The organism is Marmoricola sp. URHB0036 (assembly GCF_000426045.1).
Classification (GTDB): Bacteria; Actinomycetota; Actinomycetes; order Propionibacteriales; family Nocardioidaceae; genus Marmoricola.
This window is the reverse complement of sequence record NZ_AUEP01000020.1, coordinates 62,285-85,015: the sequence shown is the minus strand read 5'-3', so window position 1 is coordinate 85,015 and position 22,731 is coordinate 62,285. Positions and strand designations below refer to the sequence as shown.

Below are 22,731 nucleotides of genomic sequence, written 5' to 3'. Positions count from 1 at the left end.
CCGCGCGTGTCCGGGGCTCGGTGGCGCTTTCCACTGTTGGCGCGCCTGGCTGGTGGGCAGTCCAGAATCGCCGCCACCGGATGTGGCGTGCAGTCTGCTCGGCGGAGCACTCGGTCGCCGTCGCACGTCGCTCCGATGTCGCGGTAGGTGACCTGCCTGCGCTGGCAACCCAGCTAAGGACGGCGGCCAGTAGAGCCGACGCGGTTCTCTGTGTGAGTGCCCGTTCCGGATCGCTGCGCGAGGAGGACCACGCGGACTGCGAACGGATCGAGGCAGCCGCCGCCGGCATCCATTCCGCCGCCCTGTCCTCGTTGAGGTCTGTCTCCCGCGGAGAGGCTGACCCCGTCGTGTCCGCCGTTCAGATCGAAGTCGCCGCCCTGGCCGCTGGAGTCAAGTCCGCCTACCGTTGAGGTGCCGTCTCAGTAACTCAGCGTTGCTGCGCGAGCTCCACTCGGGTCGACGGACCGGGCCGCAGCGGTAGAAGGCGCGTCCTTTCGCCGCCTGTCGGCGTCGTCACAAGCCCCTCCAGCCGATGAGCAAGTCACGTCGTCCACCAATTGACGTCGCCATAGGAAGCGCGTGGGACGTCCGCGCTGATCCTCACCGAGAAGGCGTACAGCCGTGAACCGGGCTAGTGCTCGAATCTCGCAGCGAGAGCTTTGAGCCATCCTGTTGTGTCTCGGTGCACCTCATTCTTGCGGGCAACGCCGTACTCGCGGCGCACACCTGCGCTGAGTCGGCTGCGCAACCGCCGACCATCGCCGCTCCCGACTCTTGGTCGGAGCCGGGCCAGCGCCACCAGTCCTGCTCCGCCGAGCCTCACCCGGCGAGCACGACAAGGAGGACAGCCACGATGGCAGCACGTTGCATGGGGATGGGACGCGCACGGGTCTCCGACGGTCCCGGCGGGCCACGGTAGACCTCGCGCGCGCCTCTCTTCTCATCCCACGGGGCGCGGTGCGGGCCCCCACTCGTCGTCGGGGAGCCGCAGGATCGCCACGGACAGTGCGGCGAACCCGACAGCGTTGAGCCCCCACCCGAACAGGTCCAGCGAGTGACTCGGCACGATGACAGCGGCCACGAAATGGATCGGCTGGGCGATGATCGTCACGACGGCCGCCCAGGTCGGCACCACGCGTCCTCGCAGCATCGCTACCCCGAGCAGGATGGTGCCGAACACGTGACCGAGCACGAACAGGCCTGCCGCAACTGCAGCTGCGGGGTGCACGCTCTCGTACATCGAGGTCAGCACACCGGCGGGAAGGTGATTGCGTACGCCGAAGAGCAGGTAGGCGTCACCGACCGCCAGCCACGCGAGCGAGAGGTAGCCGAGCACCATCAGTACCGTGGCCACGGCTGCCAGTCTCGGTGCCGCGCGGCCGACGACCCGTCCCGCGAAGATGACACCGGGGACAAGCGCCAGGCAGGCGAGGAAGCCCAGCCAGACGACCGCGTTTTGCGCGGCTTGGTGCGTCGTGATCAGCCGTACGGCGTCCTGGCTGTCGTCGGCCGTCGTGTAGGGCAGCACGAACCGGAGCAGCGCAACTGCCAGAGGACCGATCGGCAGGATGATCGCGGCGAGAACCCTGCTCGCGTGACGCAGGTCCGCACGGGAAGCCGACGTCCGATCGACCACGGCGGTCATGCCGGCACCACCTGACGCTCGCGTGCGCCGACGACCAGCGCGACACCCACGACGGTGAGCAGGATCAGTACGGCGGCCAGTCCGCGGATGGCGGACGGGACATCCGGGGCGAAGAACGCCGGGACGGCCGTCACGGCCGACAGCAGGCGCAGGCCGGCGAGCGGCAGCACGGCACGCGTCGTACCTCGCCAGGCGAGTGCGACACACACAAGGCTGGCCAGCCCCAGCGCAGACCCGACCAGCGCGATCGACATGGGCGGGTTGTCGCCATCGGTGAGAAGTGGGCCGGCCACGTCGAGGAGCGAGAGCACTCCCAGGATCACCAGCCCGGAACGGTAGGAGCGGGACATGAGTACCTCCGAAAGGTCAGACCCGGCACGTCCGGGGCTTGTCCCGACGATCGCGCCCCCGGCATTCCCGAGGGCAGGGTCGGGGGCCACGCCCCGTCAGGAAGATTTCTGTGACATCGGGATCGCGATCCCGGGTGGTCGGGAATGCCGGCGCGCGAGAATGGCGCACATGGAACCCGCGGATCCCTCCGACACCCGGTGGTGGCGCTTCGGTGCGCTCACCGTCGGTGGCTTCGCACTGGTCGAGGTGCTGGCCGCGGTCGCCTTGGTTCCCACCTCCGGGTTCACCTGGTCGCGGGCGCTCAACTCGTTCCTGGCCACCAACGGGCTCATGGGGGTCGCCTTCGCCAGCAGCGGTCTGATGATCGCGTGGTACCGGCCCAGGCATCCGCTCAGCTGGCTCCTCGTCGCCGCCGGGCTCTGCTTTGCCACCAGCGCCCTGATGGCGCCGGTGGCAGAGATGCTGCACGACAACGGAGGGCCGCAGCGACTGCTCCGTCTCGTAGTGACGGTCTTCATGTTCGCGTGGCCGTGGTCCATCGCGCTGTTCCTGCCGATGGCCTTACTGCTGTTTCCTGACGGCCACCTGCCGAGTCCTCGATGGAGGTACGCCGCTTGGGCGATCGTCGTGACGGCGCCGCTGTTCGTCGTTGAGATGGTCACCGGCACCGAGCCGGTCTCCGAGGGCATGCCCCTGGGTTACCTCGCGTTCGACACCAACGACCTCGACTGGCTGTGGACGCTCTCTGAGCTGCGCACCCTGGGAGCTCTGGTGGTCGCGGTGGTTGCGCTCGTGCTCCGTTACCGACGAGCCGGTGAGACCGAGCGTGCGCAGCTCCTGTGGCTGCTGTTGGCCGGTCTCGTCGTCGTCGCGGCCGTCGCGCCGTGGGCGTTCGTGTCCGGCACTCCCATCGCCGTACTCTTCGCCATCCCGACGGTGCCCCTCGCCATCGCCGTGGCCGTTGTCCGTTACCAGCTCCTGGATATTCGACTGGTCGTCTCACGCGCGCTCGCGTGGCTGCTCCTCTCGGTGACTGCGCTGGTCGCCTACGTGGCCGTGGTGACGCTGCTGGACAGCTTCGTGTCCCGGGCGTTCGGCCGGTCGGCCTTCGCCACGGTGCTGATCGCGGTTGCCCTCGCGCCGCTCCTCCCGCGTCTCCAGCGCGAGGTCGACCGTTGGTTGTACGGCGATCGACGTGACCCGGCCCGCGTGGCGGGTCGACTCGGAGAAGCCCTCACCGCGGGCGATGGCGGCCTTGTCGGCGTGGCTGCCGCGCTGCGCTCGGCCTTGCGCCTGCCCTACGTGGCGGTGTGGGCCGCGGGCACCAAGCTGGCCTCGGACGGTGTCGCCACGTCCCGTACCTCGCGGCTCCCCCTGGAGTACGCCGGCGAGACGATCGGTGAGCTCGAGCTCGGCCTGCGAAGCGGCGAGCAGCAACTGACCACCGCTGACCTCTCCACCCTCCAGCTCATGGGTGCCCCCCTCGCGGTGGCCGTGCGGGCCCTCGGTCTCTCCGCCGACCTCCGGCTCTCGCAGGGCCGGCTCCTCGTCGCCCGCGAGGAGGAGAGACGGCGCCTGCGACGCGACCTGCACGACGGGCTGGGCCCCACGTTGACCGGGATGGCACTCGCGGCCGACGCGGGCACCAACCTCCTCGACAACGATCCGACGCAGACGCGCGCGCTGTTGGGTTCCTTGCAGCGGGACGCTCGTTCGGCGCTCGCCGATGTTCGTCGTCTGGTCGACAACCTGACACCGCCCGTTCTCGGAGAGCTCGGACTGCTGGGAGCACTCGAGCAACGCGTCGAGCAGCTCCGCGCACGAGGCGACGGCACCTCGCTCGACGTCCGGCTCGTGGCACCCAACACTCTTCCGGCGCTGCCCACGGAGGTCGAGGTGGCGGCGTATCGGATCGCGACGGAGGCACTCGTCAACGTCGCGCGGCACGCCCTCGCCACCTGCGCCGTGATCGAGGTTCGCTGCCAAGACACGCTGGACGTCGTCGTGACCGACGACGGCGCGAGCGACGCTGCGTGGCCACCGGGCGTCGGCCTCGAGGCGATGCGCGAACGCGCGGCCGAGGTCGGGGGATTCGTCGAGGCCGGTCCGTCCCGCCGTGGTGGCCGGGTCTTCGTCTCCATCCCTGTGGCGGCGTCGTGACCATCCGCGTCGTGGTGGCCGACGACCACCCCATCGTTCGCGCCGGCCTGACCGCGCTGCTCGGGTCGATTCCCGACTTCGAGGTGGCCGGCGTCGCAGGCAACGGGCGCCAAGCCGTCCGCGAGGTGCTGCTCACCAAGCCCGACGTCGCACTCCTCGACCTGAACATGCCCGAGCTGGACGGCATCGCCGCCACCCGCGAGCTCGCAAGGGTTGCCCCGCGCGTGGCCGTACTGGTTCTGACCATGCACGAGGACGACGAGGCCGTATTCGCGGCGATGCGCGCGGGGGCGAGCGGTTACCTGGTCAAGGGAGTGGAACAGGACGACATTGCGCGTGCGATCCGCTCCGTGGCTGCCGGCGAGGCAATCTTCGGGCACGGAGTCGCGCAGCGAGTGCTGACGTCGCTGCAGGCACAGCCCCCCGCCGCGGACGCGTTCCCGGATCTCACGGCCCGCGAGCGGGACATCCTCGATCTCCTCGCAGCGGGGCTGAACAACGCGGCAATCGCGCACCGGGTAGGAGTCGCGCCGAAGACGGTGGCGAACAACGTCTCCTCGATCTTCGCCAAGCTCCAGGTCGCCGACCGGGCGCAGGCCATCGTGCTCGCCCGTGACGCCGGGCTGGGTCGTGACTGAACAGTCCTGGGCTTCGCGCCGCGGCCCAGAGTCGGGGGCGTGAGCACGACGAAGTCGAGACGACCTGGGGCCGTCGGTGCACACTCGGGTATCCGAGTTCCGCACAGCGCGCGAGATGATCCATCGGCCGCGTTTCGACGCCGACTTCTGACAGGAAGCACCTCATGATCTGCGCCCAGTTCATCTTCAAGCCCGGCACTTACGACGACGATTTCCACCGACTCGACGACCAGATCGACGCCTACGCGCGCAGCCTGCCGGGGTTCTGCAAGACCGAAACGTGGACTGCGGCCGACACCGGCATGGTCAACGCCATCTACTACTTCGAGGACCAGAAGGCCCTGGCCCACCTCGCCAGGTTTCCTACGCACCGCGAGGCCAAGGGCCAGGTCGCGCGCTGGTACGACGGCTACCGGATCATCATCAGCGAGGTCAAAGCGACCTACGGCGACGACCGACTCCCAGACTGACCTGGTCACCGCAGAAGTCTTCACAATCCCGGCCTCGTAGGTGCACTCACCACGCCACGCGCCGCCCTACGTGAGGTCTGACCTGTGAATCATCGGCACAAGCGGCGACACCAAGCACTGAGACGCACGTCTTTCCGCCGCGAGCGATCGGCACCAGGCAGTCGCGCCGGCCAACTGATCAGGACCCTTGGGAGTGAGTGCCGGCTGAGCGGCTCTGAGTTCGAAAGGTGCCCGGCGTCAGCCTTGTCTGGCGACGGAAGTAGGAGGAGAAGTTTGACGCGTCGTCGAAGCCGAGTTGCTCGGCGATCTCCGCCACCGAGGCATCGGCGTGGCTGAGTTGCCGTTTCGCCTCCAGGACGACGCGTTCGTCGATGAGCTCCTTGGCTGACAGCCCGGTGTGGTGCCGGGCGAGGCGGTTGAGGGTGCGGGTTGAGTAGCCCAGTCGGTCGGCGTACTGGCTGACCTTGTGCCAACTCCGGAACTGCTCCTCGATGTGGTCGCGGAACCAGGTGTAGGCCTCGTGGGCCGGCCCGGGTGCAGGCGCAGCGCCGGCCGGTTCGACGAGCGCGAGCTGGACGAGAAGTGCGGCAAGGCAGTGGGCCAGCGCGACCTGTCGTAGACCTGCGCGCTCTCTTGTTCGTGGGTCGTTGCCACTGAGGACCAACAAGGCGAGGGCCTGCATGACGGGTGTGCCGGTCAGGTCGGCCGCGAGCCAGTGGTTTCGTGGCCGGACCAGGTGGGATCTGATGAGGTCCCTGGTGCGCTCGTCCACGGTGTGGGGGCCGAACATCGCGACCGGCCCCTCGATGTCGGCGATCGCTCCCCACTGGTGGACCTGTCCTGCGCGGACCCACAGGACGTCGCCGGCCCCCAAGGCGTAGTCGGTGAAATCGACGGTGTGCTGAGCGGAGCCGCTCTCGATGTGCACGAGCAGGTCGAAGTCCAGGCGTTGGGGGGTGAGGAACTCACGAGGTCCGCCGCGGTCACGGATCCCTCGCAGCGTGTTCACCTCGATGTCTCCCACGCCCGTCCCGGGCGGGACGAAACGTACGCGGCGGATCGTCGCTTGTCCCATTTTAACCATCCGCGTTCCCGCCACCACCGTGATTGTCGGTCAGATTGATCCTACGGTTACCAGCATGTCAAACCTCACGTACACCGTCATCGACGCGGCAGACTCGTCGCTGAACAAGACCAGCGTGCTAATCACCGGAGAGACCGAGGCGCTGGTGGTCGACGCGGCCTTCACGCGCGCGGACGGTCACCGGATCGTCGCCGAGGTGCTCGACTCCGGCACGCGCCTCACGACCGTGGTCGTCAGCGCCGGCGACCCGGACTTCTACTTCGGCGCCGAGGTCATCTCCAACGCCTTCCCGGAAGCGGTCTTCCTGGCACCTGCCGACGTCATCGAGCACATCGAGCACAGCTACGAGGGCAAGCTCCAGGCGTGGGCGCACCTCGGTCCGAACCTGCCGACCCGCCTGGTCGGTCTGAATCCGCTGACCGCGACCTCGGTTGCGGTCGACGGCACCACGATCGAGGTACGACGCGGCAGTGACCTGCTCGGCGACCGGTCGTGGCACCTGTTCGAGCCGGCGTCGCGGTCGCTGTTCGGCGGCGTGCTGCTGTTCGAGGGACTCCATGTGTGGACCGCCGACAGCGCGACCCCGGAACTGCGGGCTGAGTGGATCCGCGTGCTGGACCAGCTGGAGGCGCTCGACCCGGCGTACGTCGTCGCGGGCCACCGGATCGCCGGCGCCCCGACGGACCTCACCGCGATCACCCACACCCGTGACTACCTCGAGCTCTTCGAGAAGACCGTCGCCTCATCCGCGGACGCAGCCGAGGCCGAGGCATCGCTCCTGGCGGCCTACCCCGACGCCGGTCTGAAGATCGCCGCGAGCCTCGGTACGAAGGTCGCCAAGGGGGAGATGACGTGGGGCTGATGCCCGAGCCCGGCCCGGCCGATGTCGTACGACGCCAGTACCTCGCCTCGGCGGCCGGCGACCTCGATGCCCTGCGCGCAACGCTCGCCCCGGATGTCGAGTGGACCGAGATGGCGGGGTTCCCGCTCGCCGGCACCTACCGCACACCCGAAGGCGTGACTGCCAACGTCATGGAGAAGCTGGCCGCTGAGTGGGACGAGTGGACCGCTCATGACGACACCTACGTCGTCGAGGGTGAGAACGTCGTCGTGCTCGCTCGCTACACGGCCCGGCACCGGACCACCAGCAAAGCCCTCGCCGTGCGGGTGGCCCATCACTTCATCGTGCGAGGCGGGCTCATCGTCCGGTTCGAACAGTTCGTCGACACCGCACTCGTCCGCGACGCGGTGAGCACTGCCAGGCCGTCCTGACGGACATTCCCGTTGAGTAGCGCCGAGATGTGCACGTGGAAGCAGTAGGAGCCCTTGGGCCGGCACCTGCGGCGCAGGGGGTCGTGGCTGCTGCCCTAGGCGTGGCCCGCGTCGTGCACGACGATCGCGACCTGCACCCGGTTGACGACGTCGAGCTTGGCGAAGAGGCGAGACACGTGCGCCTTCACGGTCGCCTCGCTCATGAACAACGACGCTGCCACCTCTGCGTTGGACGCGCCAGAGCCCACGGCGAGCGCCACCTCGCGCTCGCGATCGGTCAGCGCGGCCAGTCGGTCTGCGGCAGACCGGCGCCGGTCCGAGGTCTGGGCGTCACCGACGTGCGAGAGCAGGGTGCGGGTGACTGACGGCGAGAGCATCGCCTCGCCCGAGGCGACCAGTCGTATCGCGGCCACGATCTCGGCCGGCGGGGTGTCCTTGAGCAGGAACCCGACCGCGCCGGCACGCAGTGCGCTCATCACCTGCTCGTCCGCCTGGAAGGTGGTCAGCACGATCACGTGGGGCGGTGGGTGCAGCTGACGAACCGCAGCGGTGGCGGTGATGCCGTCCATCTGCGGCATCCGGATGTCCATCAGTACGACGTCGGGCCGGTGCTCGCGGACAGCAGCAACCGCGCGGACGCCGTCGGACGCCTCGCCGACCACCTCCAGGTCCGGGGCCGAGGACAGGATCGTTCGTAGCCCGGCGCGGACCAAGGCGTCGTCGTCGACGAGCAGCACCCGCATCCTCACCACCGCAGCTCGGCGTCAACCACGAAGTCACCTGATCCGTCTGGTCCGTGCACGAGCGTGCCGCCGGCCAGGGTGACGCGCTCCTGGAGCCCCAGGAGACCGGCGCCTGAACCCGGAAGCGCGGGCCCGGGATGCGTATGGACGGGCAGCGGGTTGCTGACGCTGACGTGCAGCCCACTGCCTGCCGCGCCACGGACACGCACCCGTCCTGCCGTGTCGCGGGCGTGCTTGCCGATGTTGGTCAGCGCTTCCTGGACGATGCGATAGGCATCGCGGCCCAGCGCGCTGGGGGCAGTGTCGACGTGGTCGACCCACATCTCGAAGTCGATCTTCGCGCCCGCCTGTCGAGTTTCCTCAACCAGGCGAGGGATGTCCGACAGCGTCGGCTGCGGTGCTGCTGCGACCTCGTGCCCAGGTTCCTCGCGAAGCACCCCGATGACGTCGCGCAGCTCCTCGAGAGCCTGGCGGGCCGTCGAGCGCAGCAGTACGGCGGTCTCACGCACCTTCTCCGTCGACTGGTCGGGCCGGACTTCCAGGCCGCCTGCGTGCAGCGTGATCAGCGAGATCCGGTGCGCGAGCACGTCGTGCATCTCGCGGGCGATCCGGGTTCGTTCGGCCTGGCGTGCGTTCTCCGTGTGCAGGAGCTGATCGGCCTCGGCGCGCAGCGCCCGTTCGCGCAATGTGTGCAGGAGCTGACGTCGGGCACGGACGAACATGCCCCAAGCAGTGGCCGCCAGCACCATCGCGAGCGCCAGGAGCAGCACCGTCGGTGCATCGGTCCGTCCGCTGTAGATCGCGTAGCCGATGGACTGGGGGATCCACAACACGGCGACGAACAGCACCTGCCGGACGCTGCGGTGCACCGCCAGGGAGGAGAGCGCGAGCAGGCCGGCGATGGTCGCGGACGCCGAGAACACGCCGAGCACGACACATAGGAGCGCGACACCGAGCGGCCAGCGGCGTCGCCACCACAACGCGAGACAGGAGATGGCCCCGCACACGGCGTCGATGACCAGCTGTGAGCCGGTCAGGGGATCAACGGTGTCGTGCACTCCCTGAATCAGGATGAGTACGCCGAACGTGACCGCGACGAGAAATCCGATGGTGTCGACGAGCCAGTCGCGCGTCGTACGGGGGCCGACCCTGTCCAGCAGCGCTGGATCGAACTGTGCCGTCAGTGACACCGGCATCAATGACACCGGCATCAGCTGGTTGGCCCAGATCATTCGTGGCCTGACATGACCTGAGTGTAGGCGGCCCGTTCGCGCCTGGGACACCAACGAAGGTCGAGGCAACCCACGACGAAAGGCGGTAGTCGTTGGGTCTCGCGCGCTCTTTCGACAGGTGCGGCCCTAGCCCGCCGCCCGATGTGCGAGGACCCCTTCAACGGCCACGCTTGCCGACATGATCACCACAACGGCTCTCACGAAGAGCTACGGCAAAGCCCCCGTCGTACGTGATGTGTCTCTTCACTGCGAACCCGGCACCATCACCGGCTTCCTCGGCCCCAACGGCGCGGGAAAGTCCACCACCATGAGGATGCTCGTCGGTCTGGCTCGACCCGACCACGGGACGTCCTTGATCGCCGGCCACCCCTTCGTCGAGCTGCCCAACCCCACGCGAGTGGTGGGGACGTTGCTCGACGCTTCGGCGATGCACGCCGGGCGCACCGGACGCGCGACCCTGACCATCGCCGCGCGCATGGCTGGTGTGTCGACCGATCGGGTGGAGGAGCTGCTGGACCGCGTCGGTCTTGCAGATGCGGCCGACCGTCGAGTGGGCGGCTACTCCCTCGGCATGCGGCAGCGTCTGGGGATCGCCCAGACGCTCGTCGGCGACCCGCAGGTGCTGATCCTGGACGAGCCGGCGAACGGGCTGGACCCCGAAGGCATCGCCTGGATGCGTCGACTGCTGCGCGACTTCGCCGACCGTGGCGGCACTGTCCTGCTTTCCAGTCACCTGCTGCACGAGGTGCAGGCGACCGCCGATCATCTCGTCGTCATCTCCCAGGGCGCGGTGGTCGCATCGGGCCCCATGGACGAGCTGCTGGCCAGCTCGAGTCTGCTGGTGCGCTCGCCCGAGCCGGAAGCGCTCGCCGCCGCCCTCCGCGCCGCCCGTGTGGAGTACGTCGCCGGCCCGGACCAGACGTTCGTCGTCGACGTGGTCGGAGGTGCCGTGACCACAGAGACAGTGGCACGCATCGCCTTCGAGAAGCAGGTGCTCCTCACCGAGCTGCGTCACTCCGACTCCGACGGTCTCGAACAGCTCTTCTTCTCACTCACCGCCGCGGACGCGGCACCAACCCAGGAGGCAGCAGCATGATCACCACGATGAATCGACCCGTCGGCACGGCCGACTCCACGTCGCCAGACGTCGCGTTCCCCGCCATCCCGTTCGGCCGACTGCTCCGTGTCGAATGGGGCAAGGCGACCGACACCCGAGCCTCGCGGTGGTTGATCGCTGCGGTCGCGGCGTCGACCGTCGGCCTGATGCTGGCGCCGATCCTGTCCCCCGCGAGCATCGAGCAGTCCTACACGAGCTACCTCGGTTTCGCTGCGGTTGCCCTGAGCATCCTGCTGCCCGTGGTGGCGATCCTGACCCTGACGAGCGAGTGGAGCCAGCGCACCAACCTGACGACGTTCACCCAGGAGCCGCGACGCATGCGGGTCGTCAATGCCAAGATCGTGGTCTCCCTGATGCTGGGTGGTGCTGCGGCGGTGTTCGGTGCGCTGGTCACCGCCGCGGGTCTCGGCGTGGCCGCGGCGTCGGGTCGGACGCTCGATGCCGACCTCAGCGCCGGCCTGCTCGTGGCCTTCGTGGCGTACGTGCTCCTCAACGTGATGACGGGCGTGGCGCTCGGTGCGCTGGTGCACAACTCGGCGGCCGCGATCGTCGCGTCCTTCGTGCTGCCCATCGGGTTCGCGCTTCTGGGCCGGGCATCACAGCTGGTGGCCAACTGGCTCGACTACTCGACCGCCTTCAGCTGGCTGCTCCACGGACAATGGTCTGGCCACACCGCACAGATCCTCGTCGCCGCGGCCCTGTGGGTGGCCGCGCCGCTGGCCGTCGGCCTCGTCCGCACGGTGCGTCGCGAGATCAACTGACGCACGTGACCGAGTCAGGCGCGTCAGCCCACGGGAGCGACCCAACGCTTGGACCCGAGGACGTGGCCGGCATCGTCGAGGAAGGTGACGGTGACGGCACGAGCTCCGGACGCCTCCGGGATCGCGTCGCCGTAGCCGTGGGAGTCGCTCCGGATAGGAAGGGTGCGGTCGACGCCGGGGCCCTGGACGTGGGCCTGGACGGCGTCCGGGTAGGGGGAGATGCCGTAGATGAGCGGGCCGTCGGAGTCCTTGAAGAAGCCGCCGAGCTGGTCGACGCGGGTGAGTTCCGCTGTCCCTCCGGGGGCAGTCGGGTCGACGAGCTCGCCGCCGCAGCCGTAGGCGAAGTGCTTCTTGTCGAGGAGTTCTGTGCCCTCCCCGGGGCCGTTCGAGGAGGCGAAGCAGACACCGCCCTTCGAGGATGTGGCGACCCAGAAGACGAAGACGCCGTTCTTGGTTCGAAACTTGGCGACCAGCTGCGGGTCGTGGAGTACGCCGAGGCCGTTGCCGGTCGTGTTCGGCGTACTCATGAACTCGAGCAGGGCGTCCTTGACCACCTCGGCGGGTCCACCGACGGCGACGGCCGTGCCAGCGGTGAGGGCCACCGCACCGGCAGCGATGAGGGCGGCGGCCCGACGTCGCGTCTTGCGCCACCAAGGACGGGGGCTGGTCTCCGGCGCCGGGTCCTCCGCGAGAATCGTGGCCAGGGTGTCCCGCGACCAGGTCGGCTCTGACGCCTCGGGCGCGGGTGCCAACCGGGTGATCTGGTCGTAGGTCGTGGTCATCGGATGCCGCCTTCGTTGAGGACCTCGACAGTCATCGGGCCGAATGATTCGTTGCTGCCTGCGCTTTCGAGCGCCTTGCGCGCGCGGTGAGTGCGGACCCGCAGCGTGCCGGTGCGGATGCCGAGCACAGTCGCTGCCTGGTCGGGTGTGAGTCCGTCCCACGCGACCAGCAACAGCGCCTCGCGCTGCTCCTCCGGAAGGGCAGCCAGTCGCTCCAGCGCTGCCATGCGGTCCGTCGCGAGCAGTCCGGCGTCGGCCGCCGAGAGGGCGACAGCATCGAGGAGGACGAGTCGCTCGTACAGGGCCGACCGGCGCCCCTTGGCACGCAAGTGGTTGGCGATCACGTTCCGGGCGGTGCCGACGAGCCACGCGATCGGCGGCTGGGGTACGACGTCCCACCGCCGCCAGGCATGCAGGAAGGTCTCCGCGACGACGTCGTGGACGTCGTCCGTGGCCACGTGCCGGCGCGCGTACACCGCAACTCGGGGCGCATCCCGCTCCCAGGAGCGGGTGAACTCGGCGGTGCCCTCCGTGGTGCTCATACCTGGGTATTGTCCGGCCGCCCGGGCGTTGTTACTTCGTCTTGCTGAGGTGAACCATGGCGTCGTAGAGCTGCGCATCGGTCATGGGCGGCTCGGGGATCGGATGCGCTCGTTCGGCCCGGTAGGCGTCGAGCATGAGGTGGAGCTGGCGTCGCCAGGCGGTGGGTGCCTTGGCGCTGGTGGCGTCGATGATCCGGCCGTTGGACCAGATGAGGTTGACGATGTCGGCCAGCGTGATGTCGGGGCGAGCCTTGCCGGCTGCCTGGGCGCGGACGAGGACGGTCTCGATCTCCTGACACATCACGTCATGGATGTGCTCGGTCTCGTCGTTGCCGGGGAAGCGGCGCGAGAGGAAGTCGTTGAACCCTCGGTCGCCCGCCTGCACGGCGAACAGGTTCTCGAGGTAGGCGACGAACGCGTCCCAGGGATCGCCCATCTCCAGGGCCACGTTGGCCCCGTCGACGAACTCCTGGAGCCGGGGCCGGAGGGCGGCCATGAGCAGGTCCAGGCGCGTGGGGAAGTGGCGGTACAACGTTCCGATGGAGACGCCCGCGTCGCGTGCGATCTTCTCCAGCGAGGCATCCACACCCTGGGCGGCGAACTCAGCCTGTGCCGCCGAGATGAGCTTGTCGCGGCTCTCCCGGGCGTCGCGGCGCAGAGGTCTGCGCATCTGCTCGACGTCACTGGGGTTCACTCGCGCAGTCTACCGACAGAAGTCGAGGCCTCCCTCCGGAATAGGAGGAGGGGGGCCTCCGGTTATGCGAAGGTCAACGCGAACCGGTGCCGCCACGTGGCACCTCGCATCAACCAGGAAGGCATCATCATGACCACCATCAGCATCATCGGCTCGGGCAACATGGCCAACGTCATCGGGACCCGGGCGGTCAAGCACGGCCACTCCGTCGAGCTCCTGAGCCGCAACACCGCCAAGGCCCAGGCGCTTGCCGACGAGATCGGCGCCACCGTCGGGACGTTCGGCGAGCGTCCGGCGGGTGACATCGTCATCGTGGCCGTCCTGTACGACGGTGTGGTCGACGCGGTCACGACGTACGGCGAGGCGCTGGCCGGCAAGATCCTGGTCGACATCTCCAACCCGTTCAACGCCGACGCCGACGGGCTGGTGACACCCAGCTCGGCTGCGCAGGAGATCGCAGACGTCGCCCCCGACAGCGCCCACGTCGTGAAGGCGCTGAACACGATCTTCGGCCACGTCCTGGCGAAGGGGACGCCGCTGGATGCGTTCATCGCGGGCGACAGCGCGGAGGCGAAGGCCACCCTCGCGGCGTTCCTGGACAGCCTCGAGCTGCGCACCTTCGACACCGGGGGACTGGGGGCCGCCTCGATCCTCGAGTCGGCCGCACTCCTGTTGATGGGGCTGGCACGGAACGGCGCCGGATTCGACCTCGCCCTGGGCGCCCAGGTCCTCTGAGGGCGCTCAGGGCAGGGTGCGTTTAGGGAGGCGTGGAGCGGGCACGGAGATAGGCGGTTGGAAGGAGCCCTGCCATGGCGCAGTCAGACACCGACGCTCGCGGCGACGAGACCGACGTCCTCGCCCACCTCGACACGACCGCGATGAGCGGCCTCTACTGGTACCTCGGCCTGCTGGCCTGTATCGGTGGTTTCCTGTTCGGCTACGACACGGCCGTGATCGGGTCCGTGCTCGACTTCATCCCCTACAAGCTCGGGGACTTCTGGACCGGCTACCTCGTTGCCGGGGCCTCCCTGGGCGCGGCAGTGGGGGCGCTGGCGGCGGGACCTCTGACCGATCGGTTCGGCCGCAAGTCGCTGCTGATGGCAGACGCCGGGATCTACGCCCTGGGCGCGATCCTCTCCGCCATCACCGTCAGCGCCGCCATGCTGATCGCGTCCCGGACGCTGATCGGCCTCGCCGTGGGTGCTGACTCGGCCATCGCCACGGCGTACATCGCCGAGTTCGCACCCAAGGGCCGGCGCGGCCAGCTCAGCATCCTTCAGCAGTGGATGATCACCGTCGGCATCCTGGCGTCGTACCTCATCGCGCTGGCCGTCTTCGCGATCGCGCCCGGCCACGCCAAGGACGTCGACTGGCGACTGATCCTCGGGCTCGGTGCGATCCCTGCCGTCGTCGCTGTCGCACTGCGGGCGCGGATGCCCGAGTCGCCGCGGTGGCTGATCCAGCAGGGCAGGTACGCCGACACCAGTGAGGCACTCGGAAAGCTGGGCCTGGACGTGACCGAGGACGACGTACGACGGACGGCCGAGACGATCGAGAAGGCGGAGGCGGAGCAGGCTCGCGACCGCAAGCGACTCTGGACGCCCGGGGTGAAGCGTGCGCTCGCTGTGGTGTGCGTGTTCTTCGTCTTCCAGCAGATCACCGGCATCAACGTGCCCTTCTACTACGGCCCGCAGCTGCTCGGGGACCTGTTCAAGAACCCGGGTGACACCGCGGTGCACGCGGCCATGGCCGGCCTCATCTCCGCGGCCATCCTGGGCGCGGTCAACGTCGTCGCGACCTACCTCGGCTTCCGCTGGATCGACAAGTTCGGGCGCCGACCACTGGCCCTGTTCGGCTACCTCGGGATGGCGGTCTTCATGCTCGTGGCAGCGGCCGGCGTCGCCTGGCTGACCGGGACCCCGAAGACCGTCGTGGTGATGGTCGGCTTCTCCATCTTCATCGCGTCGTTCGCGATGGGTGTGGGAGGCACCGGGTGGCTCCTGCAGGGCGAGGTGTTCCCCACCGCCGTACGCGGTCGTGCCGCTGCGACCGGAGCCGGCGTCAACTGGGTGGCCAACTTCGCCTTGATCGAGGCGTTCCCGGCGATGCAGCACGCGATCGGGCTGCCGTGGGTGATGGTCATCCTGTCGGCGCTGTCGCTGCTTGCCATTGGCTTCGTCTCCAAGTTCCTCCCCGAGACGAAGGGACTCTCGGTGGAGGAGGTCGTCCAGGTGTTCGAGGAGCAGGCGGCGGAGAGCACCTTGCAGCCTGGCTCGGCGCACACCACCGCCTGACGGACGAGCAGGTCGGGCCTCAGACGGCGATCGCGGGCCAGACGACGGCGACGACACTCTCGGGGATGCGGTCTCGCTGGTCGCCTCGGTAGAACGCGCCGAAGTAGCTGCCGAAGCACATGGTGGCGATGGTGTGCTTGTCGATGTCTTCGGACACGGCCCCACGTTCTTGTAGCTGTGACAGCACACCCTCGACGAGCGTGACGCGCGGTTCCACTGCGTGCTTGCGCAGCATCTCGAACAGTTCTGGGGTGTGACTCACCTCGCCGGCGAAGTTGCCCATCAGCACCATCGCGTCCGGGTTGTAGTACGCCGGGTCCAGACGACGGACGGCCTCGACGAGGGCCTCGCGTGGCTCCAAGCGGCTGATGTCGATGTCATAGAGGTCGCGCTGCCTGCGGAATCCGTAGTCCAGGGCATCGGCCACGAGGTCGAGCTTGTTGGCCCACCGTCGATAGAGCGTGGGGCGGCTGACACCCGCCTCGGCTGCTATGTCGCCCAGCGTCATCCGCGAGTAGCCGTCCCGGACGAGAAGGCTGCGGGTCGCCATGATGATCGCTTCGGCGAGCTTCGGATCGCGCGGGCGCCCACCGGGGCGTGGTTCGGAGTCGTCAGGAGTGCTCGTCGTGGCGTCTGCGGAAGTCATGCACCACCCCGTCCTCTGTGCTGGTGCCCTAGCGTAGCCAGTTTCGTTACAGAGACTTGCTCTAACTAGAAACGTTACATATATTCACCATAACGAAAACCTCGCGGTCATGTGGCAACGCAGGGTCCACTCGAGGAACGGCGCAGAGAGAAGGTGCCTCACGTGAAGGCAATCGTGGTGACGGACGAGGCTGCGGGAACCTCCGGCATGACGCTGGCGGAGCGACGCGCTCCAGAGCCTGCGATCAACGACGTCGTCGTCGAGGTTCGTGCAGCGGGATGGGTCCCCACGGAGCTCGAGTGGCCGTCGACCTGGGTTGATCGCGCCCATCGTGACCGGACGCCCTCGATCCCCGGGCACGACGTGGCCGGCGTCGTCACGTCGCTCGGCTACGGCACGACGGGATTCTCGGTCGGGCAACGGGTCTTCGGCCTCGCCGACTGGCATCGCGACGGAACCCTCGCGGACTACGTCGCGATGGAGTCGCGCAACCTCGCGCCCTTGCCGGACGACGTCGACTTCACAGCTGCCGCCTCCCTGCCGATCTCGGGACTCACGGCCTGGCAGGGACTGTTCGTGCACGGCCTCCTCCAGCCCGGGCAGAGCGTGCTGGCCCACGGCGCGGCAGGCGCTGTCGGGACCATGGTGACCCAGCTGGCAGCCGAGTCCGGCGCCCACGTCATCGGCACCGGGCGCGCCGCCGACCGCGAGAAGGCACTCGACTTCGGTGCGCACGAATTCGTCGACCTCGACAACGACGCGCTGGAGGACGTCGGGGAAGTCGACCTCGTCTTCGATGTCATCGGGGGCGACATCCAGAGGCGTTCAGCGGCCCTGATCACGCCGGGGGGAGCGCTGGTGTCCGTCGTCGGCCCGGTCGAGGCCGAGCTCGTAGACGTCCGGGCGGTGGACTTCGTCGTCGAGGCCGATCGGCCGCAGCTGATGGGCATCGCCGAGCGCGTGAGCGACGGACGGCTGCGGACGAACATCGGCACAACGGCCTCCTTCGAGGATGCCATCGCAACCTTCAACTCGCGCGAACGTCTGAAGGGAAAGACGATCATCACCGTTCGCCCGTGAGGATCGGCCGGTCCCGACAACCCGGGGCGGCCGCGGTGACGGGAGGTGTCGATGTGACGGACATGGCGATGTGCGGATAGTTCGGAACGAACCGCACGCGAGAGCACGCCGTTCACCGGCGAATCGGTCCGAACCATCGGGCTGCGAGCCGAGAAGCTGGTGGGCCACATCAGGCGCAGGTGATCGCCTCCTGCCGGATAGTCCCGAGTGAATGGACCCGTGCGGGAGATCCTGATGGTTCCAATTGATCGGGACTATCTCCCGCAGCGACGTCCCGGACAACGTCATACGTTCTGGTTGCTAGAGCGGCCGTTTCGTACGACGTTCGCCGGATCGAGAACCGAGGCGCACCCATCTGTCGCTGGTCGAGCGGGCACGCGAGTGTGCGCGCCCACTCTTCGGCCCCACGATGGACGGTTGCTCGGACCTCGCGAATCGCCTGTAAGCGGACAAACCGAGCTTTAGGATCGTCGAGATCTCAGGTGAATCAAGGGGGAACGGGCGTGCGTCTCGCGCGGGTGCTAGTCGCAGGTCTTGTCGTCGCTGCTGGGTCAGGTCTCGTACCAGCCTCTGCTGGGGCCGCCACATCTATGTACGACGCGCCGACGTTGGTCTGGCTAGGTGTGGACTCCAACGGAGACTCGACCCAGCTGGGCTACGTGAATGGAGCGGTGACGACCAACTCGCCCTGGGTGGAAACGCGGGTCACGAAGGTCGGCGGCGGGGTGGTCGGTGATGACAACATCCCGCATGACCCCGATGGCGAAGTCTTCTTCGACCAGGTGTGGGGGCGGGTTCAATCGCCGGATGGGTCGCAGTTCCAGGTTTCCGCTCGTGCCTGCACGGCGCCGGCTTCCGGCTGCGATGACTGGGTCACCTTCGAACCCCTCGTGCGCGCTCACGACGTGGCTCCCCACGTGTACTTCCCCGGCGATACCGCGATCGAGGAAGGGAGCCACTATCTCCTCGCTGTTGCCGATCACAGCGGTGGCCGGCTGTACGCGCTGTGGCAGGGCCAGGCGACGGAGATCCTCAGCCGGGACGCGACCTACTCCGACCTGTTGTCCCGTCCCGGATTCATGACCGACGGCGTCGGGCAACTGCGCATCGTTCGCTGCCGGGACAGGTCTCTCGGTTCCGGTCCTCTGACCGAGACCATGGTCCAGCCATGCACCGACTTCGGCATCTCCCAGAGCATCGAGGTCGACCGCACGCTGTCGACCTTCGGAACCGTGCTCGAGCCGACCATCGGGGCCGCGGCCGGTCACGTCACCCTCCGCCTGACGACCCTCGACCCCGGCGTGCACCGGCTCTCGTGGCGGGTGACGGACGAGGAAGGGAACACCGTCGCGAACAACGTCACCACCGCCACCACGGCTCACGTGGGGGATGGCACGGACGTCGCCGACTACGTGTTGCCCTTGCCCGTCGGCCTCGAGCAGGGTTCCTATCGGGTCGAGGGCTCCGCCTCGCGGCTGACGCCGCATGGCAACTTCTTCAGTTCGCTGGACGGTGAACCGACCTTCACCGTCGATGCCGCCGAACCCTCGAGTGGCGCACTCACGACCAGCCGCACCACCCTCTATCCGACGCCCGACGGATTTCAGGACACCTTGAAGGTGACCCTGACCGGACAGGTCGAGACGTGGGACCCCGTGACCTTCGAGGTCCTCAACGCGCAGGGAGACGCCGTACGCACGGAAGACCGCACCGACACCACCCCGGGGGAGGCTACGTTCGTGTGGGACGGTCGCGCCGACGATGCTCGGCTGGTGCCGCCAGGTCAGTACCGGTTCCGGGTGACCCCGCATGATCAGGCGGGAAACCCGGGCACGCCACGGCTGGGCGACCCGGTCACCGTGTCCACTGCCAGGTTGGTGCACAAGACCTGGAGCACCTCACGAACCGCGAGGGCCACTCTCGTCGCAAGCAGCATCGGACGCTGTTCCCGCATCCGACGACCCGCGTCACACGGCTGGGCGGGTTCCCTGGGTCTGCAGTCCGCGATCCGCTGCAAGGGAACGGCCGCCGCACGACGGGCCAGCACCACGCATGAAATGACCCTCCCGGCGCTCCCGAAGCATCCGGACATCGCCCGCGGCGCCTCCCGATACGACACCATCTCGGTGACCACCTACGGCGGCAGCAGCCACAAGCGCGCCCGCCACACGGCCACCTTGCGGTATCTCACGGCCCACGGTTCAGCGGCTGCAACCCGCGTTCTGCCTGCTGACATTGGCTACCACGCTGGCGTGGTGGAGAACGCCGCTGCACTGGTGGGGAGGGATCGGGCCTTCCGGTGGAGCACCTACGTCGTCAACGGTCAACGCTACGACCTCCGCAACTTCATCGTCACCGTTGAGTACACCGTGCTGCAGTGACCGACGAGACCCATCCGCAGCTGCCGCTGAAAAGGCGTGGAGACGCCGATGACAGCGCGCTACTCGACGCTGGGCGGTCGGAGTTGTCACGTCTGATGTTCGATGTGACGGGAAAGCGCCCCTCGTTGAGAGTCGGGGAACCGTTGACGGAAAGTCGCCGCGGGACCGATTCTCGGCAGGTGTGGAAGTCCTCCCCTTCGGAAGGTTCAGAACCTTGATGGTGCAGCGACGAGACAGCCGCCGAGTCGAGCGACCGTTGTACGACGGCGACGGCGTCCTTGGGCTCGAGGAGTACTTCGCCGACTCAACCCGGTTGACCAGCTCTGTGTTGCGCTACTACTTCGAGCCGGGCGCCAGCGAGGGTGTGCACCGACACGACGCCGAGGCTGCCGACAGCTGCACTCCGGACGACTCCGACGAGCTGTACCTGGTCGTCAGCGGTGAGCTGGTCATCGACATCGAGGGGAAGCGCACCACCCTGAGGGCTGGCGACGCGGCGTACGCCCCAGCGCGCACGTGGCACGGGATCGCCAATGAGTCCGATGAACCTGCGGAGATGGTGCTCATCTTCGGCCCTCCCCGGTCGGTGACCTGACCTCAGTGTCCGGCCACCAGTCACGGGCGAAAGCTCGAACGGTACTGACTCGGAGTACGACCGGTGAGGTCGCGGAAGCCGGCGTTGAACGCTGACAGGGACGTGTACCCGACCGTGTGCGCGATGGTGGTGACCGAGTCCTCACCGGCGGCGAGCAGCTCGATGGCGCGCAGCACGCGCATCCGCCGCAGCACTCCGCGCCAGGTCATGCCGGTCTCGTCCTCGAAACGGCGAGCCAGCGAGCGGGGGGCGAGCCCGACCTCGCGGGCGACGTCCTCGAACCGAACATCGCCCGCCAGGCGCTCGCTGGTGATGGCCAGTGCCCGCCGCAGTTCGGCCGACTGGCCGGCGGGGACGGTGACGGGGCTCGGGTGCTGCGCCAGTCTCCACGCCACCGCGGCGAGAGCACCGAACACGCTGCGTGCGTACGGCGGCAGTGGTTCGGTGGCGTCCGGCCATTCGACGCATTCCGATACCAGGGCCCGAGCCAGGGGGCTGAGGTCGAAGACCGTCAAAGGCGCGGGCGGGGCGGGAGCGAAGCGGGTGTCGAACAGGACCGAGGACGTCGTCACGGGTTGAGGGATGGCGACCTGGATGGGTTCCCCGGCCGAGATGAGTGCGGCGCGGGCGGGAGGCAGCAGCCAGGACTTGCCGTGCGCCTCGAGACGTAGCGCGCCCTGGGAGGCGCAGAGCAGGTAGTGCCGGTCGACGCAGAGCTCGGACGGTGGGGCCGCGTCGAAGTCCCGCGCGAACGCGAACGCCTCGCGGGTCATCGACTGCCTCGCACCTGTTCACCCTAGAGCGGGCTGAGGGCTCAGACCGTCTCGACAAGAGCCGCCTCGAATCGCCGACTCACCGGCGCGGAGGTCATCAACGGGCGGAGCACCGCGCCCGAGCGGGTGAACGCATCAGATGAGAGGTAGCCGGCGAACGACGGCTCGTCGGCCCATTCGTGGACGACCGTGACGGCTTCCTCGTCGTCGCGAGCGGCGTACACCCGGAAGTCGAGGTTGCCCGGCATGGCGCGGATCTCCTCACGCTCGCTGTCGAGCTGGGCGAGTGCGGCAGGCCTGTCGGCGGGGGCGGTGCGCAGGTCGAGGATGGCGATGAACACGGCGAGCTCCTGGACGTCGAAGCGATGAGATTGCTGGACCCCTCGATCCTGCGGCCTCGACCCGGGGTCCGGCTCGCGTCTCTCAGACACGTTCACGCTCCCAGCGGACAGCCCGCCCTAGGGCGCGAGTGAACGGGTGATGTCCGCAGTTGTGGCCGGCCGGGTGTGCACGTGGCCGGTCCCCGCCCACATGTGGGCGACCCTCGCATCGCCGGCGGCAGCAGCGGCTTGCCGAAGCGGGGACGTCAGGTGGTGCAGGTGCGGATAGCCCGCGGGGGCGTCGGTGTGTGCAGCGATGAACCGGTTGGCCAGGCCGCGTGCCCAGCGGCCGGTGTAGGCCCGGGTGACGGCGGTCTCGGCGAAGTTCGAGTCCGCCAGTGCGGCTCGGTGGGTGGGGTTGGTTCCCGCCTCCTCCGCGAGGAGGTACGCCGTCCCGACCTGCGCTGCGGCTGCACCTGCGTCCCTCAGCAACTCCAGCCCCGCTGCGTCGTGGATGCCGCCCCCGGCGGCCACCGGCACGTCGACCACCGCCAGCACGGCGGACACGAGGTCGAGCAAGGGTGTCGTGCCCGGAGGCGCTTCGAGGTCCCACGTGCCTCGGTGGCCGCCCGCGTCCGGACCCTGGACCGTCAGTGAAGCGGCGCCTCGGTCGACGGCCACCCGGGCTTCGGCCACGGAGGTGACGGTGACCATCGTCAGCAACCCGCGCCTGGTCAGCTGACGCAGCACCCCAGCGCTCGGACATCCGAACGTGAACGAGACCACGTCCGGCCGCAGGTCGAGCACCAGGTCGACCTTGGCTTGCCAGTGGTCGTCGTCCCAGCGCGCTTCACCCAGCGCGACGCCGAAGCGAGCAGCCTCCGGTTCCAACGTACGGCGGTACGCGTCGACCTTCGCCGGGTCGGGCTGGTAGGGCTCGACCACGAACAGGTTGACGCCCAACGGTGCGCTCGAGGACGCCCTGACGGCCGCCACCTCGGACGCCACTGCGTCCGCGTTCTTGTAGCCGGCGGCCAGGAATCCGAGCCCGCCGGCGTCGGAGACGGCAGCGGCGAGCGCAGCGGTGGAGGGGCCACCGGCCATGGGTGCGCCGATGACAGGTAGGGGGAGTTCACGCAGGTCCATCACCG

25 protein-coding genes are annotated in these 22,731 nt (G+C 68.5%); 13 read left to right on the top strand and 12 right to left on the bottom strand.

All coding sequences use genetic code 11. The features are described 5' to 3' along the window. Positions 1-212: 212 nt before the first annotated feature. A complete protein-coding gene (locus tag H976_RS30485; protein ID WP_027863012.1) occupies positions 213-410 on the top strand; it encodes a hypothetical protein in 198 nt (65 codons plus the stop codon). 530 nt (positions 411-940) lie between these two features. Here H976_RS30485 and H976_RS0120165 read toward each other — a convergent pair. Together H976_RS0120165 and H976_RS0120160 are read right to left on the bottom strand one after the other, a co-directional pair. Then, positions 941-1,645: a hypothetical protein gene (locus H976_RS0120165; RefSeq protein ID WP_027863011.1), complete on the bottom strand. Its 705-nt coding sequence runs from the start codon at positions 1,643-1,645 to the stop codon at positions 941-943. Next, positions 1,642-1,995: a hypothetical protein gene (locus H976_RS0120160; protein WP_027863010.1), complete on the bottom strand. Its 354-nt coding sequence runs from the start codon at positions 1,993-1,995 to the stop codon at positions 1,642-1,644. Before H976_RS0120160 ends, H976_RS0120165 begins: the two co-directional genes overlap by 4 nt. A gap of 169 nt (positions 1,996-2,164) precedes the next feature. On the opposite strand from H976_RS0120160, the gene H976_RS0120155 reads away from it, so the two are divergent. From H976_RS0120155 to H976_RS0120145, 3 genes are all read left to right on the top strand, one after another. After that, the gene (locus H976_RS0120155) at positions 2,165-4,156 is read left to right on the top strand and encodes a sensor histidine kinase (RefSeq protein WP_027863009.1); all 1,992 of its coding nucleotides are present in this window, start codon (positions 2,165-2,167) and stop codon (positions 4,154-4,156) included. Further along, positions 4,153-4,794 (top strand): response regulator transcription factor, encoded by a 642-nt coding sequence (locus H976_RS0120150; protein ID WP_027863008.1) that lies wholly within the window; start codon positions 4,153-4,155, stop codon positions 4,792-4,794. The genes H976_RS0120155 and H976_RS0120150 overlap by 4 nt, the downstream gene beginning before the upstream one ends. A gap of 164 nt (positions 4,795-4,958) precedes the next feature. Then, a complete protein-coding gene (locus H976_RS0120145) occupies positions 4,959-5,264 on the top strand; it encodes a hypothetical protein (protein WP_027863007.1) in 306 nt (101 codons plus the stop codon). Positions 5,265-5,442: 178 nt separating this feature from the next. On the opposite strand, the gene H976_RS0120140 is transcribed toward H976_RS0120145, so the two are convergent. Then, entirely contained in the window at positions 5,443-6,273 is an 831-nt protein-coding gene (locus H976_RS0120140; protein WP_196804157.1) for an AraC family transcriptional regulator, read from the bottom strand. A gap of 130 nt (positions 6,274-6,403) precedes the next feature. On the opposite strand from H976_RS0120140, the gene H976_RS0120135 reads away from it, so the two are divergent. Then, a complete protein-coding gene (locus H976_RS0120135) occupies positions 6,404-7,210 on the top strand; it encodes an MBL fold metallo-hydrolase (RefSeq protein WP_027863005.1) in 807 nt (268 codons plus the stop codon). After that, positions 7,210-7,620, top strand: a complete 411-nt coding sequence (locus tag H976_RS0120130) for a nuclear transport factor 2 family protein (protein ID WP_036227589.1) — start codon at positions 7,210-7,212, stop codon at positions 7,618-7,620. Before H976_RS0120135 ends, H976_RS0120130 begins: the two co-directional genes overlap by 1 nt. A gap of 95 nt (positions 7,621-7,715) precedes the next feature. Here H976_RS0120130 and H976_RS0120125 read toward each other — a convergent pair whose 3' ends face one another. Next, a complete protein-coding gene (locus H976_RS0120125) occupies positions 7,716-8,363 on the bottom strand; it encodes a response regulator transcription factor (RefSeq protein WP_036227571.1) in 648 nt (215 codons plus the stop codon). A gap of 2 nt (positions 8,364-8,365) precedes the next feature. Then, the gene (locus H976_RS0120120; protein WP_027863002.1) at positions 8,366-9,559 is read right to left on the bottom strand and encodes a sensor histidine kinase; all 1,194 of its coding nucleotides are present in this window, start codon (positions 9,557-9,559) and stop codon (positions 8,366-8,368) included. A gap of 214 nt (positions 9,560-9,773) precedes the next feature. On the opposite strand from H976_RS0120120, the gene H976_RS0120115 reads away from it, so the two are divergent. Both H976_RS0120115 and H976_RS27545 read left to right on the top strand, forming a co-directional pair. Further along, entirely contained in the window at positions 9,774-10,691 is a 918-nt protein-coding gene (locus H976_RS0120115) for an ABC transporter ATP-binding protein (RefSeq protein ID WP_027863001.1), read from the top strand. Then, a complete protein-coding gene (locus tag H976_RS27545) occupies positions 10,688-11,473 on the top strand; it encodes an ABC transporter permease (protein ID WP_051277157.1) in 786 nt (261 codons plus the stop codon). Before H976_RS0120115 ends, H976_RS27545 begins: the two co-directional genes overlap by 4 nt. 23 nt (positions 11,474-11,496) lie before the next feature. Here the strand turns inward: H976_RS27545 and H976_RS0120105 are convergent, their stop codons facing one another. Genes H976_RS0120105 through H976_RS0120095 form a run of 3 tightly spaced genes read right to left on the bottom strand, consistent with a single transcriptional unit; the run spans position 11,497 to position 13,491 of the window. Beyond that, the gene (locus H976_RS0120105) at positions 11,497-12,255 is read right to left on the bottom strand and encodes a hypothetical protein (RefSeq protein WP_027863000.1); all 759 of its coding nucleotides are present in this window, start codon (positions 12,253-12,255) and stop codon (positions 11,497-11,499) included. Next, entirely contained in the window at positions 12,252-12,797 is a 546-nt protein-coding gene (locus H976_RS0120100; RefSeq protein ID WP_027862999.1) for an RNA polymerase sigma factor, read from the bottom strand. The genes H976_RS0120105 and H976_RS0120100 overlap by 4 nt, the downstream gene beginning before the upstream one ends. A gap of 31 nt (positions 12,798-12,828) precedes the next feature. After that, positions 12,829-13,491: a TetR/AcrR family transcriptional regulator gene (locus H976_RS0120095; protein ID WP_027862998.1), complete on the bottom strand. Its 663-nt coding sequence runs from the start codon at positions 13,489-13,491 to the stop codon at positions 12,829-12,831. 129 nt (positions 13,492-13,620) lie between these two features. Here H976_RS0120095 and H976_RS0120090 point away from each other — a divergent pair, with 129 nt between their 5' ends. Further along, a complete protein-coding gene (locus H976_RS0120090; RefSeq protein WP_027862997.1) occupies positions 13,621-14,226 on the top strand; it encodes an NADPH-dependent F420 reductase in 606 nt (201 codons plus the stop codon). Between the two features lie 74 nt (positions 14,227-14,300). Continuing rightward, on the top strand, positions 14,301-15,785 hold the full coding sequence (locus tag H976_RS27540) for a sugar porter family MFS transporter (RefSeq protein WP_051277155.1): 1,485 nt from the start codon (positions 14,301-14,303) through the stop codon (positions 15,783-15,785). 19 nt (positions 15,786-15,804) lie between these two features. On the opposite strand, the gene H976_RS0120080 is transcribed toward H976_RS27540, so the two are convergent. After that, positions 15,805-16,431 (bottom strand): TetR/AcrR family transcriptional regulator, encoded by a 627-nt coding sequence (locus H976_RS0120080; protein ID WP_027862996.1) that lies wholly within the window; start codon positions 16,429-16,431, stop codon positions 15,805-15,807. Between the two features lie 162 nt (positions 16,432-16,593). On the opposite strand from H976_RS0120080, the gene H976_RS0120075 reads away from it, so the two are divergent. The 3 genes from H976_RS0120075 to H976_RS29145 all read left to right on the top strand — a co-directional run bounded on the left by H976_RS0120075 (position 16,594) and on the right by H976_RS29145 (position 20,487). After that, positions 16,594-17,511 (top strand): NADP-dependent oxidoreductase, encoded by a 918-nt coding sequence (locus H976_RS0120075; RefSeq protein ID WP_027862995.1) that lies wholly within the window; start codon positions 16,594-16,596, stop codon positions 17,509-17,511. Between the two features lie 671 nt (positions 17,512-18,182). Beyond that, on the top strand, positions 18,183-19,892 hold the full coding sequence (locus tag H976_RS0120070) for a FlgD immunoglobulin-like domain containing protein (RefSeq protein WP_196804156.1): 1,710 nt from the start codon (positions 18,183-18,185) through the stop codon (positions 19,890-19,892). Between the two features lie 217 nt (positions 19,893-20,109). Continuing rightward, complete coding sequence (locus H976_RS29145) at positions 20,110-20,487, top strand: cupin domain-containing protein (protein ID WP_051277153.1); 378 nt, start codon at positions 20,110-20,112, stop codon at positions 20,485-20,487. A 20-nt stretch (positions 20,488-20,507) separates the two neighbouring features. On the opposite strand, the gene H976_RS0120060 is transcribed toward H976_RS29145, so the two are convergent. The 3 genes from H976_RS0120060 to H976_RS0120050 form a co-directional block, all read right to left on the bottom strand. Next, complete coding sequence (locus H976_RS0120060; protein ID WP_027862993.1) at positions 20,508-21,260, bottom strand: AraC family transcriptional regulator; 753 nt, start codon at positions 21,258-21,260, stop codon at positions 20,508-20,510. A 41-nt stretch (positions 21,261-21,301) separates the two neighbouring features. Continuing rightward, the gene (locus tag H976_RS0120055; protein WP_027862992.1) at positions 21,302-21,601 is read right to left on the bottom strand and encodes a putative quinol monooxygenase; all 300 of its coding nucleotides are present in this window, start codon (positions 21,599-21,601) and stop codon (positions 21,302-21,304) included. Positions 21,602-21,718: 117 nt separating this feature from the next. Continuing rightward, entirely contained in the window at positions 21,719-22,726 is a 1,008-nt protein-coding gene (locus H976_RS0120050) for a nitronate monooxygenase (protein ID WP_036227584.1), read from the bottom strand. Positions 22,727-22,731: the final 5 nt, after the last annotated feature.

Coding starts and splice junctions, on each gene's coding strand:
- H976_RS0120165 (WP_027863011.1), bottom strand. CDS start 1,645: ATGACCGCCGTGGTCGATCGGACGTCGGCTTCCCGTGCGGACCTGCGT.
- H976_RS0120160 (WP_027863010.1), bottom strand. CDS start 1,995: ATGTCCCGCTCCTACCGTTCCGGGCTGGTGATCCTGGGAGTGCTCTCG.
- H976_RS0120155 (WP_027863009.1), top strand. CDS start 2,165: ATGGAACCCGCGGATCCCTCCGACACCCGGTGGTGGCGCTTCGGTGCG.
- H976_RS0120145 (WP_027863007.1), top strand. CDS start 4,959: ATGATCTGCGCCCAGTTCATCTTCAAGCCCGGCACTTACGACGACGAT.
- H976_RS0120135 (WP_027863005.1), top strand. CDS start 6,404: ATGTCAAACCTCACGTACACCGTCATCGACGCGGCAGACTCGTCGCTG.
- H976_RS0120130 (WP_036227589.1), top strand. CDS start 7,210: ATGCCCGAGCCCGGCCCGGCCGATGTCGTACGACGCCAGTACCTCGCC.
- H976_RS0120125 (WP_036227571.1), bottom strand. CDS start 8,363: ATGCGGGTGCTGCTCGTCGACGACGACGCCTTGGTCCGCGCCGGGCTA.
- H976_RS0120120 (WP_027863002.1), bottom strand. CDS start 9,559: ATGCCGGTGTCACTGACGGCACAGTTCGATCCAGCGCTGCTGGACAGG.
- H976_RS0120115 (WP_027863001.1), top strand. CDS start 9,774: ATGATCACCACAACGGCTCTCACGAAGAGCTACGGCAAAGCCCCCGTC.
- H976_RS27545 (WP_051277157.1), top strand. CDS start 10,688: ATGATCACCACGATGAATCGACCCGTCGGCACGGCCGACTCCACGTCG.
- H976_RS0120105 (WP_027863000.1), bottom strand. CDS start 12,255: ATGACCACGACCTACGACCAGATCACCCGGTTGGCACCCGCGCCCGAG.
- H976_RS0120100 (WP_027862999.1), bottom strand. CDS start 12,797: ATGAGCACCACGGAGGGCACCGCCGAGTTCACCCGCTCCTGGGAGCGG.
- H976_RS0120090 (WP_027862997.1), top strand. CDS start 13,621: ATGACCACCATCAGCATCATCGGCTCGGGCAACATGGCCAACGTCATC.
- H976_RS27540 (WP_051277155.1), top strand. CDS start 14,301: ATGGCGCAGTCAGACACCGACGCTCGCGGCGACGAGACCGACGTCCTC.
- H976_RS0120080 (WP_027862996.1), bottom strand. CDS start 16,431: ATGACTTCCGCAGACGCCACGACGAGCACTCCTGACGACTCCGAACCA.
- H976_RS29145 (WP_051277153.1), top strand. CDS start 20,110: ATGGTGCAGCGACGAGACAGCCGCCGAGTCGAGCGACCGTTGTACGAC.
- H976_RS0120060 (WP_027862993.1), bottom strand. CDS start 21,260: ATGACCCGCGAGGCGTTCGCGTTCGCGCGGGACTTCGACGCGGCCCCA.
- H976_RS0120050 (WP_036227584.1), bottom strand. CDS start 22,726: ATGGACCTGCGTGAACTCCCCCTACCTGTCATCGGCGCACCCATGGCC.